The 16184-nt window shown below is 71.0% G+C and carries 17 protein-coding genes; 11 read left to right on the plus strand and 6 right to left on the minus strand.

From position 1 onward, the window contains the following. The first annotated feature begins 13 nt into the window (after positions 1-13). From ACIA77_RS37605 to ACIA77_RS37615, 3 genes are all read left to right on the plus strand, one after another. Complete coding sequence (locus tag ACIA77_RS37605) at positions 14-2260, plus strand: molybdopterin cofactor-binding domain-containing protein (protein ID WP_395890867.1); 2247 nt, start codon at positions 14-16, stop codon at positions 2258-2260. Positions 2261-2288: 28 nt separating this feature from the next. Beyond that, complete coding sequence (locus tag ACIA77_RS37610; protein ID WP_395890868.1) at positions 2289-2744, plus strand: (2Fe-2S)-binding protein; 456 nt, start codon at positions 2289-2291, stop codon at positions 2742-2744. 181 nt (positions 2745-2925) lie between these two features. Beyond that, complete coding sequence (locus ACIA77_RS37615) at positions 2926-4194, plus strand: helix-turn-helix domain-containing protein (RefSeq protein WP_395890869.1); 1269 nt, start codon at positions 2926-2928, stop codon at positions 4192-4194. A gap of 78 nt (positions 4195-4272) precedes the next feature. On the opposite strand, the gene mgrA is transcribed toward ACIA77_RS37615, so the two are convergent. Together mgrA and ACIA77_RS37625 are read right to left on the minus strand one after the other, a co-directional pair. Next, positions 4273-5301 (minus strand): L-glyceraldehyde 3-phosphate reductase, encoded by a 1029-nt coding sequence (gene mgrA / locus ACIA77_RS37620; RefSeq protein WP_395890870.1) that lies wholly within the window; start codon positions 5299-5301, stop codon positions 4273-4275. Positions 5302-5312: 11 nt separating this feature from the next. After that, positions 5313-5939, minus strand: a complete 627-nt coding sequence (locus ACIA77_RS37625; protein WP_395890871.1) for a maleylpyruvate isomerase family mycothiol-dependent enzyme — start codon at positions 5937-5939, stop codon at positions 5313-5315. A 65-nt stretch (positions 5940-6004) separates the two neighbouring features. On the opposite strand from ACIA77_RS37625, the gene ACIA77_RS37630 reads away from it, so the two are divergent. Genes ACIA77_RS37630 through ACIA77_RS37640 form a run of 3 tightly spaced genes read left to right on the plus strand, consistent with a single transcriptional unit; the run spans position 6005 to position 8743 of the window. Then, positions 6005-6445 (plus strand): MarR family winged helix-turn-helix transcriptional regulator, encoded by a 441-nt coding sequence (locus ACIA77_RS37630; RefSeq protein WP_395890872.1) that lies wholly within the window; start codon positions 6005-6007, stop codon positions 6443-6445. 46 nt (positions 6446-6491) lie between these two features. Further along, positions 6492-7373 (plus strand): AAA family ATPase, encoded by an 882-nt coding sequence (locus tag ACIA77_RS37635; RefSeq protein WP_395890873.1) that lies wholly within the window; start codon positions 6492-6494, stop codon positions 7371-7373. Further along, complete coding sequence (locus tag ACIA77_RS37640) at positions 7370-8743, plus strand: VWA domain-containing protein (RefSeq protein WP_395890874.1); 1374 nt, start codon at positions 7370-7372, stop codon at positions 8741-8743. The genes ACIA77_RS37635 and ACIA77_RS37640 overlap by 4 nt, the downstream gene beginning before the upstream one ends. On the opposite strand, the gene add is transcribed toward ACIA77_RS37640, so the two are convergent. Continuing rightward, positions 8721-9698, minus strand: a complete 978-nt coding sequence (gene add, locus ACIA77_RS37645) for an adenosine deaminase (protein WP_395890875.1) — start codon at positions 9696-9698, stop codon at positions 8721-8723. The two genes, ACIA77_RS37640 and add, sit on opposite strands and share 23 nt — an antisense overlap. Before the next feature lie 136 nt (positions 9699-9834). Here add and ACIA77_RS37650 point away from each other — a divergent pair, with 136 nt between their 5' ends. Continuing rightward, positions 9835-10071 carry an antitoxin gene (locus tag ACIA77_RS37650; RefSeq protein ID WP_395890876.1) on the plus strand — a complete coding sequence of 79 codons (237 nt, stop codon included), beginning with the start codon at positions 9835-9837 and terminating at the stop codon, positions 10069-10071. A 951-nt stretch (positions 10072-11022) separates the two neighbouring features. Here the strand turns inward: ACIA77_RS37650 and recQ are convergent. Further along, positions 11023-12861: a DNA helicase RecQ gene (gene recQ / locus ACIA77_RS37655; protein ID WP_395890877.1), complete on the minus strand. Its 1839-nt coding sequence runs from the start codon at positions 12859-12861 to the stop codon at positions 11023-11025. Between the two features lie 158 nt (positions 12862-13019). Here recQ and ACIA77_RS37660 point away from each other — a divergent pair, with 158 nt between their 5' ends. Both ACIA77_RS37660 and ACIA77_RS37665 read left to right on the plus strand, forming a co-directional pair. Further along, on the plus strand, positions 13020-13445 hold the full coding sequence (locus ACIA77_RS37660) for a DUF6314 family protein (RefSeq protein WP_395890878.1): 426 nt from the start codon (positions 13020-13022) through the stop codon (positions 13443-13445). Between the two features lie 16 nt (positions 13446-13461). Next, positions 13462-13836: a VOC family protein gene (locus ACIA77_RS37665; protein ID WP_395890879.1), complete on the plus strand. Its 375-nt coding sequence runs from the start codon at positions 13462-13464 to the stop codon at positions 13834-13836. Between the two features lie 2 nt (positions 13837-13838). Here the strand turns inward: ACIA77_RS37665 and ACIA77_RS37670 are convergent, their stop codons facing one another. Further along, positions 13839-14030 carry a hypothetical protein gene (locus tag ACIA77_RS37670; RefSeq protein WP_395890880.1) on the minus strand — a complete coding sequence of 64 codons (192 nt, stop codon included), beginning with the start codon at positions 14028-14030 and terminating at the stop codon, positions 13839-13841. Positions 14031-14307: 277 nt separating this feature from the next. Between ACIA77_RS37670 and ACIA77_RS37675 the strand changes: the two genes are divergently transcribed. Further along, complete coding sequence (locus tag ACIA77_RS37675) at positions 14308-14811, plus strand: DUF664 domain-containing protein (protein ID WP_395890881.1); 504 nt, start codon at positions 14308-14310, stop codon at positions 14809-14811. A gap of 9 nt (positions 14812-14820) precedes the next feature. On the opposite strand, the gene soxR is transcribed toward ACIA77_RS37675, so the two are convergent. Beyond that, positions 14821-15291, minus strand: coding sequence for a redox-sensitive transcriptional activator SoxR (soxR, locus tag ACIA77_RS37680; protein ID WP_395890882.1), 471 nt, complete (start codon positions 15289-15291; stop codon positions 14821-14823). Positions 15292-15388: 97 nt separating this feature from the next. Between soxR and ACIA77_RS37685 the strand changes: the two genes are divergently transcribed. After that, positions 15389-15970: an NADPH-dependent FMN reductase gene (locus ACIA77_RS37685; RefSeq protein WP_395890883.1), complete on the plus strand. Its 582-nt coding sequence runs from the start codon at positions 15389-15391 to the stop codon at positions 15968-15970. The last annotated feature ends 214 nt before the right edge of the window (positions 15971-16184 follow it).

A 16184-nucleotide genomic window follows, 5' to 3' on the forward strand; every position in this document is an offset into this window, starting at 1 on the left:
GAAGGGATTCCCCATGGCCAGTCCCACCACAGACACCGACGCGCCGGACGACGAGGGGCGGGTCGGCCGCCGTCGTTTCCTCACCTACCTCGTCGCCGCGCCGACGCTCACGGTCGCCGCGAAGCTGTCGTTCGACACGCTCGTGCCGGCCGAGGCCGAGGCTGTCGTGCCGACGCTGCCGCAGCCCGCGGAGATCCTCGACCTCGGCGACGTGCTCACGCTCTCGTGCGCCCCGACGCAGGGCATGCTGGTGCTCGAGGTGACCACCGACGGGCGCGTGCGGCTGCAACTGCCGCGCTGCGAGGTGGGCCAGGGCATCACCACGGCCACCGCCATGCTCGTCGCCGAGGAGCTGGACCTGCCGCTGGACAAGGTCGAAGTCGTGCTGTCCGACGCCCGTTCCGAGCTGCTGTTCAACCAGCTGACCGGCGGCTCGAACACGCTGCGCTCGCTCTATGACCCCGTCCGCGCGGCCGCCGCCACGGCCCGCGCCCGCATGGTGTCCGCCGCGAGCGCCCGGTGGAACGTGCCCGGTTCGCGGCTGTCCACTCGCGACGGTCTCGTGCACGCCCCCGATGGGCGCAAGGCGTCCTACGGTGTGCTCGCCGGCCCGGCCGCGCGGGCCGACCTGCCGGTCTCGGCCGTGCAGCCGAAGGCCGAGACCGCGCACACGCTGGTGGGCACCCCGACCTCGCGCAAGGACGCACGCGCGATGGTCACCGGCAAGCAGGTCTACACCCTCGACCTCGACATCCCGGGCGCGATGCCCGTGATGGTGCGGCGCCCGCCGACGATCAACGGCACCGTGAAGAAGGTCAACAACGAGGCCGCCGTCCGCGCGATGCCCGGCATCATCGACCTCGCCGTGGTCCCGACCGGCGTCGCGGTGATGGCCGAGACGTTCGGCCAGGCGCTCGACGGCAAGAACGCGCTCGACGTCACGTGGAACGCCGGCACGGTCGACGGCGAGAACAACGAGACGATCAAGAAGAAGCTGCAGGGCGCGGCGCTGCCGTTCGCGGTGCCGCCGCTGCTGACGCAGCACGTGGACGGCGAGTTCGACTTCGCGTTCGTCAGCCACGCGCCCATGGAGTCCAACTCGGCGGTCGCCGACGTCCGCGAGGACAGCGCCACCATCTGGGCGGGGCTGAAGTCGCCGATCGTCGCGAAGCAGACCATCGCCCAAGAGCTGGGGCTGCCGGAGAACAAGGTCACCGTGCACGTGATCCAGGGCGGCGGCTCGTTCGGGCGCCGGCTGTTCTTCGACGCCGCGTTGGAGGCCGCGCACATCTCCAAGGCGATGAAGAAGCCCGTGCGGCTCATGTGGAGCCGCATCGACGACATGCGCCACGGCCGCGCCCGCGCCGCGAGCCACCACAAGATCCGCGCGACGTTCGCGCTCGGGCAGGTGCTCACGTTCGAGCACCGCGTGGCCAGCGTCGAGACCGACTGGGCCCACGGCCTGGGCGAGATCCTCACCGCGTTCGCGGCGAAGCTGCCCGTGGGCGGCAACTTGAGCTTCGCGCAGACGGTGTTCCTGCTGACGGTGAAGTCGCCCTACAACTTCGGGGTCACCACGCAGCTGCTCAACGAAGTGCCGCTCAAGTTCCACACCTCGGCGTGGCGCTCGGTGTACTCGGCGAACACGCGGGGCGCGGAAGAGATCATGGTCGACGAGATCGCGGCGAAGCTCGGCAAGGACCCGCTGGAGTTCCGCCGCGAGTTCATCAAGGAGCCGCGGCAGAAGGCGGTGCTGGACAAGGTCGCCGAGCTCGGCCAGTGGGGCAAGAAGATGCCGAAGGGCTTCGCCCAGGGCATCGCGGTGCACGGCGAGTACAAGTCCTACACGGCGTGCCTGGTCGAGATGGACGCGCGCGACCGGAAGCACCCGCGGGTCACGAAGGCGACGATCGCCGTCGACGTCGGCAAGCCGGTGAACCCGCGCGGGATCCAGTCGCAGATGCTCGGCGGGCTCACCGACGCCATCTCGACCACGCTCACCGCGGGCCTGCACATCGACAACGGCCTGCCGCTGGAGGGCAGCTACTCGCAGTTCCACTACGCGCGGCAGAAGAACTCGCCGCCGGACGTGACCGTGCACGTGATACCGGCCGACGGCAGCGACATCGGCGGTGCCGGCGAGCTCGGCCTGCCCGCGCCGGTGGGGGCGATCGCCAATGCGTACGCGCGGGCCACGGGCACCAAGCCGCGCAGCTTCCCGATCAACTTCCCGGTCGACTTCGACCCGTTCCCCCGCTGATCTCCCCACCACACCAAGGAGTTCTCGCATGCCCAACTACACCTTCGTGGTGAACGGGAAGACCGTCACCGTCGACGCGCCCGCCGACCTGCCGCTGCTGTGGGCGCTGCGGGACAAGCTGAAGGTGCGCGGCCTCAAGTACGGCTGCGGCATCAACGTCTGCAAGGCCTGCACGAGCCACCTCGACGGCGAGGCGGTGAACCCGTGCGTCGTGCCGGTGTCGGAGTGCGCGGGCCGCGAGGTCACCACGATCGAAGGCCTCGCGGACGGCGACGACCTGCACCCCGTGCAGGAAGCGTGGCTGGAGCAGGACGTCGCGCAGTGCGGCTACTGCCAGCCCGGCCAGATCATGGCCGCTGTCGCGCTGCTGAAGAAGACCAAGAACCCGACCGACGCCGACATCGACGCGATCGAGAACGTGTGCCGCTGCGGTTCGTACTTCCGCATCCGCGAGGCGATCAAGTCGGCCGCCGCCAAGATGTGACCCGCGGATGCGGGACGTTCTACAGGTGAATGTCCGCATACGCGGTAACTGTCACAAGTTCACCCGGCCGAGTGAGCGGGTGTCGTGTTAGATGACCTTCCCGAGGGCTCAACGGCGAGTCCCCGTACGGTCACGGGCGAGGGGCGTGCGAGCGCCCCTCGCCTCGGCCTGGAGGGCGTCGATGCACTACCGGACTGTTCTGAGTGACGGGCTCGCACCCGTGGTCTCGGCGCTCGCGGCCGAGGTCGAACCCGCTTTGCCGGAGCTGATCGAGAGCACGACCCGGCAGATCCTCGAGCAGATGCCGGTGTACCGCGAGCAGCGGTTCGTCACGCACGCCGAGCTTCGCAACTCGGTGCGCGCCAACCTCGACTACGTGATGCGCACGCTGCGCGGCGAGCGGATGCCCGACCTCTCGCAGGCCCGCGCGACGGGCCGGGCGCGCGCGTTGCAGGGTGCGCCGCTGCCGGAGGTGCTGCGGGCGTACCGGATCGGGCTCACCGAGGTGTGGCACCGGTTCGTGCTGCTGACCGCGCGCGGTGAGAACCAGGACCTCGCCGGGCTGGTCGCGGCGACGTCGGCCGTGTGGGCGCTGGTGGACGACTACGCCGAGGCCCTGACCCTGTCCTATCGCGACACGGCGGCGGAAGTCGTGGTGGCGCACCAGAACCGCCGCTCCGCGCTCGTGGAGGCGCTGTTCGCCGGCGGCGCCGCCACGGAGGGCACGCTGTGGGACATCGCGCGCGTGCTGGAACTTTCCCTCGACGGCACGTTCGTGGTCGTCGCCGCCGAAACCCCGCGCCTGGGCCACGAGCCGCTGCCGAAGATCGAGCAGCGCCTGCGCGAAGCCCAGCACGCGTCCGCGTGGCGGCTCACCCCGGACCTGCAGGTGGGCGTCGTGTCGCTGCGGGATCCCTCGGCGAGCAAGGTGATCGTCGACCTGCTGCGCGAGAACCCGGTGGGGCGCGTCGGGATGAGCCCGGTGTTCTCGGGCCTGGGCAACACCGCGCGGGCGCTGCACTTCGCTCGCGTGGCGCTGTCCAGCATGGCGCCGGGAGCGACCGGGCTCGTGCAGTTCACGGAGTCGCCGCTCGCGGGCCTCGTGGCGAGCGCGCCGGAAGCGTCGGTGCAGCTGGCCCACCACGTGCTGCGCCCGATCCTCGACCTGCCGGGCGACGACCGGAACGTGCTGCTCCTGACGCTGCGCGCGTGGTTCGACTGCCAGGGTTCCACGAAGCTCACGTCGGAACGGATGTTCTGCCACCCCAACACGATCCGCCACCGCCTGCGCCGCATCACCGAGGAGCTCGGGCGGTCGCTCACGAACCCCGCGGACATCGCGGAGCTCGGCGCGGCGCTGCGGGCGCTGCACCTGTTCCCGGAGACCGCGCACCTCCCGGCGCCGCGCTCGGTCGGCGGGCGGGAGAACACTGTCCACAGTGGTCGATGAAACCCGTGGCGGGTAAAACGAGCGGCCGGTGACGCGGGTGCGCCACCGGCCGCTGCGTTCTCAGCTATTACGGGAAAGTCAGCCGTCGCTGGACTGCTTCCACAGGTTGATCGCCGATTCGGTCGCGTAGCGGTCGATCTCGGCGAGCTCCTCGGCCGTGAACTCGACGTTGTCCAGCGCCGCGACGTTGGTCTCCAGCTGCTTGACGCTGCTCGCGCCGATCACGAGCGACGTCATGCGCGGGTCGCGCAGGGCCCAGGCGAGGGCGAGCTGGGCGAGCGACTGGCCGCGGCGCGCGGCGACCTCGCCGAGGGCGCGCACCTTCGCGAGGCGGTCGTCGGTGATCGAGTTCGGGTCCAGCGACTTGCCCTGCGCAGCGCGGGAGTCCTCGGGCACGCCGTTCAGGTAGCGGTCGGTGAGCAGGCCCTGGGCGAGCGGCGAGAACGCGATGCAGCCGGCACCGGCCTCCTCGAGCGTGTCGAGCAGGTGGTCGTCCTCGGTCCAGCGGTTGAGCATCGAGTACGACGGCTGGTGGATCAGCAGCGGCGTGCCCAGCTCGCGCAGCAGGCGCGCGGCCTCGGCGGTGCGCTCCGAGTTGTACGACGAGATGCCGACGTAGAGCGCCTTGCCCGAGCGCACGGCGCGGTCGAGAGCGCCGACGGTCTCCTCGAGCGGCGTCTCCGGGTCGAACCGGTGCGAGTAGAAGATGTCGACGTAATCCAGACCCAGGCGCGCGAGCGAGTCGTCGAGCGACGCGAGCAGGTACTTGCGCGAACCCCACTCACCGTAGGGGCCCGGCCACATGTCCCAGCCGGCCTTCGTCGAGATCACCAGCTCGTTGCGATACGGCTTGAAGTCCGTCGCGAGCACCCGGCCGAAGTTGGACTCGGCCGAGCCGTAGGGCGGGCCGTAGTTGTTGGCCAGGTCGAAGTGCGTGATGCCGAGGTCGAAGGCGCGCCGCAGGATCTCGCGCTGCACCTGCAGCGGGCGGTCGTCGCCGAAGTTGTGCCACAGGCCCAGGGAGATCGCGGGCAGCTTCAGCCCGCTGCGCCCGCAGCGCCGGTAGGGGATCGAGTCGTATCGGCCGGATGCCGCAACGTAGGTCACGTAGGCAGATGCTAGCTCGCGCCGAGCCGGGTGGCTCCCTCGCCGCGCAACTGCGGCACGGTCGCGTGCCGGCCCGCCGCCAGCATCATCAGCGCGGTGACCGGTCCTTCGACGAGCGCGCCCTCACCGCCCGCCCAGTCGGCGTCGGTCGCGACCAGCCGCAGTCCCGCGAGCCGGCGCCGCGCGTGGAACGGGTAGTTGCGCTCCCACACGCGCTCCAGCGCCCCGACGGCGGCCTCCGTCGGCACCGGCCGTGCCAGGCCCAGGGCGAGGGCGATGTCCTGGCCGTGGATCGCGGTGTCGAGCAGCCGATCCGCCGCGTTCGTGCCGACCGGGCGCCGCCGGGATCCGACGGTCGCGCGCAGGGCGGCGACGAGATCCCCGGGCGGCTGGTCCGCGCGGCGGATCGCGGAGTCGCGGATCATCCGGTCGACTCCGCCGCCGGCGCGGACCAATTCGGACACCACTGTGCCGAAGCTGAACGACGCCGCGAGTGCGAGGTGGGCGACGACGTCGCGAATCCGCCACCCGGCGCACAGCGACGGTTCGTCCCACCTCGGCGCGGGCAGCTGCGCCAGCTGGTCGGCGAGCGTCCGCCGCTCGACGTCCACGAGCTGCCAGATCCTTGCGTCGTCCACGGCCCCTCCCGAGGATGATCAGGATACCTGAATATCATGCCTCCTGAAGAGTAGGAGGAGAACCGGTGTCCGACAAGCCCCTGCCGCCGCTGCCCGAGCGCAACACCGCCGCCGCACTGCACCACGCGTACCTGCGGCTCGCGGCCGGCATCAACGCGGCGACCCGCGCCCACGACCCGCGCACGCGCGCCGCCCACGCCACCGTGTTCATCCACCTGGAGCCCGCCGGCATCCGGCTCACGCGGCTGGCCGAGAAGGCCGCGATGACACCGCAGGCCATGGGGGAGCTGGTCGACGACCTGGAGCGGCTCGGCTACCTGCGGCGCGAGCCCGACCCGGCCGACCGCCGTGCCAAGCTGATCCTCTTCACCGACCGAGGTGTCGAGGCGCTGGAGGTCGCGTTCGGCGCGATCCGCGACGTCGAGCGCCGGCTGGCGGAGCGGCTCGGGGAGGAGACGGTGGCCGAGCTCAACCGGATCCTCGCCCGGATCGTGGAGACGGAGTGACACCCGGCCAGTACAGTGCGAGGTGAGCATCCGCTTAGGAGGTCACGTGGGCACCGGGTTCTTCTCGTCCGTCGACGACGTGTCGGCGAAGCTGGCCGAGGTCGGGTACCTCGCGTCGACGGCTGTCGCGACCACCGTGTTCCTCGCCGACCGGCTCGGCAAGCCGCTGCTCGTCGAGGGTCCGGCCGGTGTGGGGAAGACGGAGCTGTCCAAGGCGGTGGCCGAGGTCAGCGGTTCGCGGCTCGTGCGCCTGCAGTGTTACGAGGGCATCGACGAAGCCCGCGCGCTGTACGAGTGGAACCACGCGAAGCAGCTGCTGCGCATCACCGCCGGCCGCGACGAGACGTGGGAGGAGGCGCGCACCGACATCTTCGGCGAGGAGTTCCTGCTGCGCCGCCCGCTGCTGCAGGCCATTTCGGGCACCGAGTCCACAGTGCTGCTGGTCGACGAGACCGACAAGGCCGACGTCGAGGTCGAAGGCCTGCTGCTGGAGGTGCTCGGCGACTTCCAGGTCACCGTTCCCGAGCTGGGCACGATCACGGCGACGCGCGAGCCGTTCGTGGTGCTCACGTCCAACGCCACGCGAGAGCTGTCCGAGGCGCTGCGGCGGCGCTGCCTGTTCCTGCACATCGACTTCCCCGACCAGGAGCTCGAACGCGAGATCGTGCGGCTGCGCGTGCCGGGCATCGACGCGGCGCTGGCGGACTCGGTGGTGCGCGTGATCGCCGCACTGCGGGCGATGGACCTGCGGAAGCTGCCGTCGGTCGCGGAGACCATCGACTGGGCGCGCACGCTGCTCGAACTCGGCGCCGGCACGCTCGACGAGCGGGTCGTGCGCGAGAGCCTCGGCGTGGTGCTCAAGCACCAGGACGACATCGCGAAGGCCGGCGCTGGCCTCAAGCTCGACCAGGTGCTGGACGCGTCGTGACCGCGCCCGGCGGCGTCACCGAGCGGCTCACGGCGTTCGTGCAGGCGCTGCGGGAGCAGGGCGTGCCGGCCGGGCCGAGCGAGACCGTCGACGCGGCGGCCGCGCTGGAGGTCCTCGGCTTCGACGACCGCGAGCTGGTGCGCGAAGGGCTCGCGGCCGCGCTGGTGCGGCGCGGCGGGCAGCGGGCGGTGTTCGACGCGGCGTTCGACCTGTACTTCCCGGCCGGGGTGGGGGTGCCGGAGCTCGCGCGCGAGGACCGGCCGCGCGACGCCGAGGAGCTGCGCGAAGCACTGGCCGAGGCGCTGGCCGCCGGTGACGAGCAGGCGCTGGCGCAGCTGGCGGGGATCGCCGTGGAGATGCTCGGCGAGTACGGCTCGGGCTCCGGTCCCGGCGGCGGGTTCTCCGCGCACCAGACGCTCGACCGGCTGCAGCCGCAGACGCTGATCGTGCGTGTGCTGGCGGCCATCCGCGCCGGCGGTGGCGGCGAGGAGTTCACCGACCGGCTCACCCGCGACGAGGTCCGCCGCCGCGTCGAGAGCTTCCGCGGCCGGGTGCGCACAGAGGCCCGCCGGCGCGCGGCCGAGGTGCGGGGCCGCGACCGCGTCGCCCGGCACGCCATCGCGCCGGCCGCCGACCGCGTGGACTTCCTCATCGCCAGCCGGGCGCAGCTCGCCGAGCTGCGCCGGACCGTGCAGCCGCTGTCGCGCAAGCTCGCGACGCGGCTGGCGGCGCGGCGCAAACGCACCACGCGCGGCCAGATCGACCTGCGGCGCACGCTGCGGCGCTCCCTGTCGACGGGCGGCGTGCCGGTGCGCCCGGCGTTCCGGCACCGGCGCCCGTCGCGCCCGGAGATCGTGCTGCTGTGCGACCTGTCGGGTTCTGTCGCCGGCTTCGCGAACTTCACGATGCTGCTGGTGCAGGCGCTGCGCGACCAGTTCAGCAAGGTGCGCGTGTTCGCGTTCGTGGACAGCACCGACGAGGTCACGCACCTCGTCACCAGCGGCGCGGCCGATCCGGAGCGCCTCGGCGCCCGCATCCTGGAGGAGGCGGCCGTGGTGCGCTGGGACGGGCACAGCGACTACGGCGGCGCACTGCGGCAGTTCAGGGAGAAGTGGCTGGACGCCGTCGGCCCGCGCACGTCCGTGCTCGTCCTCGGCGACGCGCGCACGAACGGCGGCGACCCGAACCTCGACGCGGTCCGCGCGATCCGCGACCGCGCGCGGCACGTCTACTGGCTCAACCCGGAGCGCCGCGCCCTGTGGTCCACGGGCGACTCGGCTGCGCTCGCGTACGCCGATTTGGTGCCGATGCACGAATGCCGCAACGTGCAGCAGCTGGGCACGCTCGTCACCCGCTTGCTCCCTTCGTGAGCCAGTCGGCGATTTCCCTTCGCAGCGCGGTTTTCGTGGCTTCCGGCGCGAAGGAGGCGGTGACGGCGTTGGTCGCCAGGGCGGCGAGCGTGGTGTCGTCGTAGCCGAACGTCGCGCGAGCCGTGGCGAATTCGTCGGTGAGCGTGGTGCGCGTGGCCGAGGGGACATCGGTGTTGAGCGTGACGGCGAGGCCGGCGTCGACGAGCCGGGGGAGCGGGTGCTCGGCCATGGTGGGCACCAGGCCGAGGGTGACGTTGGAGGTCGGGCAGACCTCGAGCGCGATGCCGCGGTCACGCACTTCCGCCACGAGGGCGGGGTCTTCGAGGACGCGGATGCCGTGCCCGAGCCGCTCGGTGCGGCCGAGGCCGAGCGCTTCGCGGATGCTGGCCGGCCCTGCGTCTTCGCCGGCGTGGTGCACGAGGTGCAGGCCCGCGTCCCGCGCCCGCTCGAAGATCGTGGCGAACGGGGCGAGTGAGTGCCGCTCCTCACCCGCCATCCCGAGGCCGATCACCTCTTCGTGCTCGAGCGCGAGCCGCAGCGTGCGTTCGGCCCGTTCGAGCGGCTTGCGGCGCGAGTGGTCGAGCAGCACCCGCCACTCGAGCTCCGGCGGCCCCTGCCTCAGTCCTTTGAGGACGGAGGTGAGCGGCAGTTCGAGGTCCCCGAGCCGCTCCCCGTGCGCCGCGGCGGTGAACGTGACCTCGACGTACCGCGTCCCCTGGGCGGCTTCGTCCTCGCAGAACTCGCGCGCAACGCGCTCGAAGTCATCGGACGTCTGCAGACACGCGCGAACGAGCGAGTTGTGGTCGGCGAAGTCCCGGAACCCGCTGAACTTCCCGGGGCTCGGGGGATAGGGAACCTCGTTGGTGTCCGCGAGGTCGCGCAGCGTGGCGGGGCGGATGGTGCTTTCGAGGTGCACGTGCAGGTGTGCTTTCGGCAGGGCGGCGAGGTCGCGCATGGGGCTGATGATGCCCGCTTTCCCCCGGCCGGTCGCGCCGATTTCCCCACCCGCGCGCCGGCGATGTTCGCCTCGGGGGAACTCCGGGTACTCCGTGGCGCGTTGAGGGATAAACGGGCGAGACGTGGGAGGACTCATGGCGTTCATCAAGCGGCTGGCGGTGCTGGCTGCCGCCGCCGGCGCGGCGAGGGCCTATGCGAAAAAGAACCCCGAGAAGGTCAACGACATGGTCGGCAAAGCCGGCCGCTTCGTCGACGAGAAGACCAAGGGCAAGTACCACTCACACATCGACGGCGCCACGAAGAAGGTCGCCGAGGTGACCAAACCGAAGCCGAACGCGAACCCGAACACGAATCCGAACCCGGCGAGCTGAGGTTTTGGTCGGAAGCAGGTGGGCGGGGGATTGCGGGTAGTTCCTCGGCTCATCTGCGGTTTCGCTGTGGGCAGACGCTCGCGGCGCTCCCCGTGCGTGCTGGTCGGGCATTTTGTCACCGCTGATCGCGACGCTGCTCGGGCACATTCGCCGTGCAGACGGCAAGATTCCACGGTGACGGAGAGGTATTTGCCCACCGCACCTCTTCTACAAGATTCCTGCGCGCGATTCACCAACGGCACCTGACCTACGAAGTTGCCGCGTGGCATGCATGCACCGACAGGGCCGATCTACGCGACCCCCGGGAACGTTTACCCGCAGAAACCGATCTACGGAATCTGAAGCGCACCCAGGCCTGGCCCTGCACCTCGATCCCCGCCTTCTCCGCGGTCTGAACCACGTGTCAAGGTACTCTTTCCCGCCTTGACACGTGGTTCAGACCGTGGTGACACTCAAAGATCGGGGTGCCTCTCGCAACCTACGCCCGACGATGTTGCGCGCCAGCGCAACGAGTCGTGGGCGTTCCTCCGTTCGGCGACTTACTCAACCGCAGGACGGCTCGTCGCGCTAGCGCGCGACCTTGCGCCCGGGACTCGCCCTGCACCCCGAAGCCGATGATGGTAACGACGGTCTGAATCACCTTGTCAAGGCTGGAAAGCGTACCTTGACAAGGTGATTCAGACCGCGTGAAGGCTTCGGATCGAGGTGCAGGGCGGAGTCTGGGTGCAAGTCTCGTCACCGTGTCCGTGGCGGTTGGTAGGTCGGCGCGGCGGCTCGGTCGACGGCTGGCTTTCGTGGCGAAGTGCGATCGTGTGAACCACGGGGCGCCTGGCCGCCAGTCGTAGCCGCAGGGGTCAGCAACCCGACACGGCGGTTCGGTTCAAGCGCCGGCCGCGTCGAGAACCACCGACCGACACCGCCTCAAACCCCGAGCCGACCATCACCGCCCCCTCAATCCTCCACCAAAGCCGCCAACACCTCTTCCCCGTACTTCGCCAACTTCGCCTCACCAACGCCGTTGACCGTCCCCAGCTGATCCAGCGAAGTCGGCTGCTCAGCCGCGATCTGCCGCAGCGTCGCATCGTGGAAAATCACATACGCCGGCACCCCCTGAGCCTTCGCCGTGGTCGCACGCCAAGTGCGCAGGCGTTCGAACACCGGCGCAGCCTCGGCGGGAAGCTCAACCGGGGCGGTGGCGGTGTTGCGGCGCGAGGTGCGGGCGGCGCGGGCGGGGCGCTCCGGCTCGCGGCGGAGGGAGACCTGGCGGGAGCCGTTGAGGACGGAGGTGCTGCCTTCGGTCAGGACGAGCGAGCCGTAGTCGCCTTCGACGGCGAGGAGGTTCTGGGCCAGGAGCTGGCGGACGACGGCGCGCCACTCCTGGTCGCGCAGTTCGGTGCCGATGCCGAAGGTCTTGAGCGTGTCGTGCTGGAACTGGGTGACCTTGGGCGTCGTCTTGCCGAGGAGGATGTCGACGATCTGGCCGGCGCCGAACTTCTGGCGGCGCTCGTTGCGCAGGCGCACGACGGTGGACAGCAGCTTCTGGGCGGGGACGGTGCCGTCCCAGCTTTCGGGCGGGGCGAGGCACGTGTCGCAGTTGCCGCAGGGCTGTCCGGTCTGGCCGAAGTAGGCGAGGATCTGCGTGCGGCGGCACTCGACGGTCTCGCACAGTGCCAGCATGGCGTTGAGGTGCGAGGCCTGCCGGCGCCGGTGGGCGTCGTCGCCCTCGCCGTTTTCGATCATCTTGCGTTGCTGCATCACGTCTTGCAGCCCGTAAGCCAGCCACGCCGTGGACGGCAGGCCGTCGCGGCCCGCGCGGCCCGTTTCCTGGTAGTAGCCCTCCACGGACTTCGGCAGGTCGAGGTGCGCGACGAACCGCACGTCCGGCTTGTCGATGCCCATGCCGAACGCGATGGTGGCCACCACGACCAGCCCGTCCTCGCGCAGGAACCGCGCCTGGTTCTGCGCACGGGTGCGCTTGTCGAGCCCCGCGTGGTACGGCAGCGCGGTGATCCCGTTCTGCACCAGGAACTCCGCCGTCTTCTCCACCGACGCGCGCGAGAGGCAGTACACGATCCCCGCGTCGCCCTTGTGCTCGGTGCGCAGCAGCTCCAGCAGCTGCTTCTGCGGTGAATTCTTCGGCACGATGCGGTACTGGATGTTCGGCCGGTCGAAGCTCGCGACGAAGTGGCGCGCCTCGCCGAGCCCCAGCCGCGCCGAGATCTCCTTGTGCGTCGCCTCCGTGGCCGTGGCGGTCAGCGCGATGCGCGGCACGTCGGGCCAGCGCTCGTGCAGCGACGACAGCATGAGGTAATCGGGCCGGAAGTCGTGACCCCACTGCGACACGCAGTGCGCCTCGTCGATCGCGAACAGCGCGATCTTCCCGCGGTCGAGCAGCCGCACGGTCGACTCGACCGAAAGCCGTTCCGGCGCCAGGTACAGCAGGTCGAGCTCGCCCGCGACGAACGCCTCCTCCACGCGCTGGCGCTCGCCGAAGTCCTGCGTGGAGTTCAGGAACCCCGCGCGCACGCCGACGTTGCGCAACGCGTCGACCTGGTCCTGCATCAGGGCGATCAGCGGCGAGATCACCACGCCGACCCCGGGCCGCACGAGGGACGGGATCTGGTAACACAGCGACTTGCCGCCACCGGTGGGCATGAGCACGAGCGCGTCGCCGCCGGAGATCACGTGCTCGACGATCTCCGCCTGGTCGCCGCGGAACGCGTCGTAGCCGAACACGCGGTGCAGGGTTTCGAGAGCGGGGGAACGCCGGTCGGAGTCGGGGTGAGCCACCCGGCCGAGTCTAGGCCGCGGGGCCGACACCGCGGGGCCACCCCGGGCGCCTCGGCGCGTTTCCGGCACGGGTGTCCCGCTCGTGCCGCCGGTGTAACGGGGTGTGATCCCCGCCCCGCCGGTGCGTGGCGGCGGACCCGCGGGCGCAGAATGGCGGGGTGGACTTCGCGATCACCGACCTCGCCGCACACTTCACCGGCACCTGGCGGTTCTCGCGCGACATCGTCGCCACTGACGGCGAGCCGATGGGCCGGGTCAGCGGCACGGTCACCTTCACCCCGGGCGACGGCGCGCTCGTCTACCACGAGACGGGCGAGCTGCACCTGCCCGGCTACACCGGCCCCGTCACCCGCACGCTGCTCTACCACCCCGACGGCGCCCGCGCCGCCGTGCACTTCGACCACGGCGGGTTCTTCCACGACGTCGACCTCACCACCGGCCGCTGGAGCACCGACCACCCGTGCCGCGACGACCTCTACCGCGGTGAGTACCGGCTGCTCGACGCCGACCACTGGCTCCAGGAGTGGGCCGTCGCCGGCCCGACGAAGGACCACGTGATCACCACCCGCTTCACCCGCGCCTGACCCCGGAAGGACGCCGATGCGCATCGACCGCCTCGTGCGCACCGTCGCCGACGTCGGCGCCGCCGTGGACTTCTCCACGCGGGTGCTGGGCATGACCGAGGTGACGTTCAAGGGCGGGCGCACCGCGCTGGCGTTCGGGCGCAGCAAGATCAACCTCCACGAGGCCGGCCACGAGTTCGAACCCCAGGCGCTGCACCCCACACCGGGCAGCGCCGACTTGTGCTTCATCGCCGAAGACCCGCTCGACGACGTGGTCGCGCAGCTGCGCGCGGCGGGGGTGCCGATCGAGGAGAGGCCGGTCGAACGCACCGGCGCCACCGGCCCCATCCTGAGCGTCTGCTTCCGCGATCCCGACCGGAACCTCATCGAGGTCGGCAACTCCCTCGCCTGAACTCAGCGCCGCCAGTTGCGCACGATCAGCAGCAGCACCGCGAGCGCGGCGACGATGCACGCCACGGTGAGCAGCGTGCCCGCCCACGCGGGGATGGGCACGCCCGCGATGGTGTCGAACCCGAGCACGGCGCGGAGCGCGCCGGAATCGATCCGCACGGTGTCCTCCCGTCCGCCGGGTTTCACACTGCTCACCGAAAACGGTACCTCATCCGGCGGTACGAGCACGGCCACTCGGCCCAAAGCCGCCCACCCGCGTGGCGCTCGCGTCCGCCGGGTCCGAAGTGGACTAGTCCTGTATGGACAGTCGAAACGCCCTCGTCAGTGTGGCTTCCGCGGCGTTCTGGCGGCCGGATTGTCGGATTCTCGCGGCCTTACCGCCGCGGGGACGAACGGGAACGGACGGCTCCCCGGCGGTTTGCGTGCGGCATGATCGGGGTAGCAGGCAGAGACAACCCGAGGAGGACAACGGATGAACGTGGCCGATCTGCTCGTCGACGGCTTCGGCCGGATCCAAGAGGTCGTGCACCAGTCGGTCGACGGCCTCACCGGCGACCAGCTCACGGCCCGCCCGGGGCCGGACGCCAACTCGATCGCCTGGCTGGTCTGGCACCTCACCCGCGTGCAGGACGACCACGTGGCCGACGTCGCGGGCACCGAGCAGATCTGGACCGCGCACGACTGGCACCGCCGCTTCGGCCTGCCGTTCGCGCCCGCCGACACCGGCTACGCGCACAGCAGCGCGGACGTCGCGGCCGTGCAGGTCGACGACCCGAAACTGCTCACCGGCTACTACGACGCCGTGCACGAGCACACCGTCGCGTGGGTCGGCGACCTCGGGGGCTCGGCGCTCGACCGCGTCGTCGACGAGGGCTGGGACCCGCCCGTGACGCTCGGGGTGCGCCTGATCAGCGTGCTCTCCGACGACCTCCAGCACGCCGGGCAGGCCGCCTACGTGCGCGGGCTGCTCGGCTGACGCCGGGTTTCAGTCCTCGTACCCGTCCTCGCGGTGGTCCGGCAGCCGTTGCGGCCCGGGTCCCCGCCGGCCCAGGTGGTCGCCGGGGTTCGCGAGCCGGCACTTCGTGAGCGACATGCAGCCGCAGCCGATGCAGTCGGTGAGCTGGTCGCGCAGCTGCTCCAGCCGGCGGATGCGCTCGTCGAGGTCCTCGCGCCAGCAGTGCGAGATGCGCGCCCAATCGGTGCGGGTGGGGGTGCGGTCGTCGGGCAGCAGGCCGAGGACCTCGCGGATCTGCGACAGCGGCATGCCCACCCGCTGCGACATCCGGATGAACGTGACGCGGCGCAACGTGTCGCGCCGGTAGCGGCGCTGGTTGCCCGCCGTGCGCCGGCTCCGGATGAGGTTCTCGTCCTCGTAGAACCGCAAGGCCGACGCCGGCACGCCGCTGCGGCGCGCCAGCTCGCCCACGGTCAGCTCGGGCAGCTCCGTCTTCGCCATGCCGCGAGGATAGCTTGACTTCAAGGGAGCTTGAAGTTCGAGACTCGGTTCCCGAGCGGGACACCCCGTCCCGCCGGGAACTTCGAGGAGAACAACCGTGTCGTCAGCTCCCGTCCGGGTCGCCGTGATCGTCGGCAGTGTCCGGGAAGGACGGTTCGCGCCCACCGTCGCTCGCTGGTTCACCGGCGAAGCCACCACGCACGGCGGGTTCGAGGTGGACGTGGTCGACGTCGCCGACCTGCCGCTGCCGCTGGTCTTCCCGGCCTTCGGCACCGAACCCGGGCCGGAGGTCCGGCAGCTCGCCGCCCGGCTGGCGGCGGCCGACGCGTTCGTGGTGATCACCCCCGAGTACAACCACAGCTACCCCGCTTCGCTGAAGAACGCCGTCGACTGGTTCCGCGCGGAGTGGCAGGCGAAGCCGGTCGCTTTCGTCGCGTACGGCGGGCTTTCCGGCGGGCTGCGAGCGGTGGAGCACCTGCGGCCGGTCTTCGCCGAGCTGCACGCCGTGACCATCCGCGACACCGTGAGCTTCCACGGCGCCCACGGCCGGTTCGACCCGTCCGGTGCGCCGGTGGATCCGGACGGCACCGGGCAGGCGGCGAAGAAGCTGCTCGACCAGCTGGAGTGGTGGGCCCGGTCGCTGGCCGAGGCGCGGGCCGTGCGGGCCTACCCGGCGTGAGTGTCCACTGAGGACTGGCGGGGCGAACGCCGGCGCGTGCTCCGGGTGGGCGGTGACCACGGCCGGCGCCGGGTACCGCCGCACCTGGGGTTGGGGGAGTCGGTGAGGTGCGGTTTCGTGCGGGCGGCTCGTCGCGCCTGGGGGCGCGACGTTGCGCTGGGGACTCGTCCTGCACCCCGAAGCCGATGATGGTAACGACGGTCTGGATCACCTT

It is taken from the genome of Amycolatopsis sp. NPDC051903, from assembly GCF_044452505.1.
Classification (GTDB): domain Bacteria; phylum Actinomycetota; class Actinomycetes; order Mycobacteriales; family Pseudonocardiaceae; genus Amycolatopsis.

Bases quoted from the DNA above. Each gene is read 5' to 3' on its own strand.
- ACIA77_RS37605 (WP_395890867.1), top strand. From the start codon at position 14: ATGGCCAGTCCCACCACAGACACCGACGCGCCGGACGACGAGGGGCGG.
- ACIA77_RS37610 (WP_395890868.1), top strand. From the start codon at position 2,289: ATGCCCAACTACACCTTCGTGGTGAACGGGAAGACCGTCACCGTCGAC.
- ACIA77_RS37615 (WP_395890869.1), top strand. From the start codon at position 2,926: ATGCACTACCGGACTGTTCTGAGTGACGGGCTCGCACCCGTGGTCTCG.
- add (WP_395890875.1), bottom strand. From the start codon at position 9,698: ATGCGCGACCTCGCCGCCCTGCCGAAAGCACACCTGCACGTGCACCTC.
- ACIA77_RS37650 (WP_395890876.1), top strand. From the start codon at position 9,835: ATGGCGTTCATCAAGCGGCTGGCGGTGCTGGCTGCCGCCGCCGGCGCG.
- ACIA77_RS37665 (WP_395890879.1), top strand. From the start codon at position 13,462: ATGCGCATCGACCGCCTCGTGCGCACCGTCGCCGACGTCGGCGCCGCC.
- ACIA77_RS37675 (WP_395890881.1), top strand. From the start codon at position 14,308: ATGAACGTGGCCGATCTGCTCGTCGACGGCTTCGGCCGGATCCAAGAG.
- soxR (WP_395890882.1), bottom strand. From the start codon at position 15,291: ATGGCGAAGACGGAGCTGCCCGAGCTGACCGTGGGCGAGCTGGCGCGC.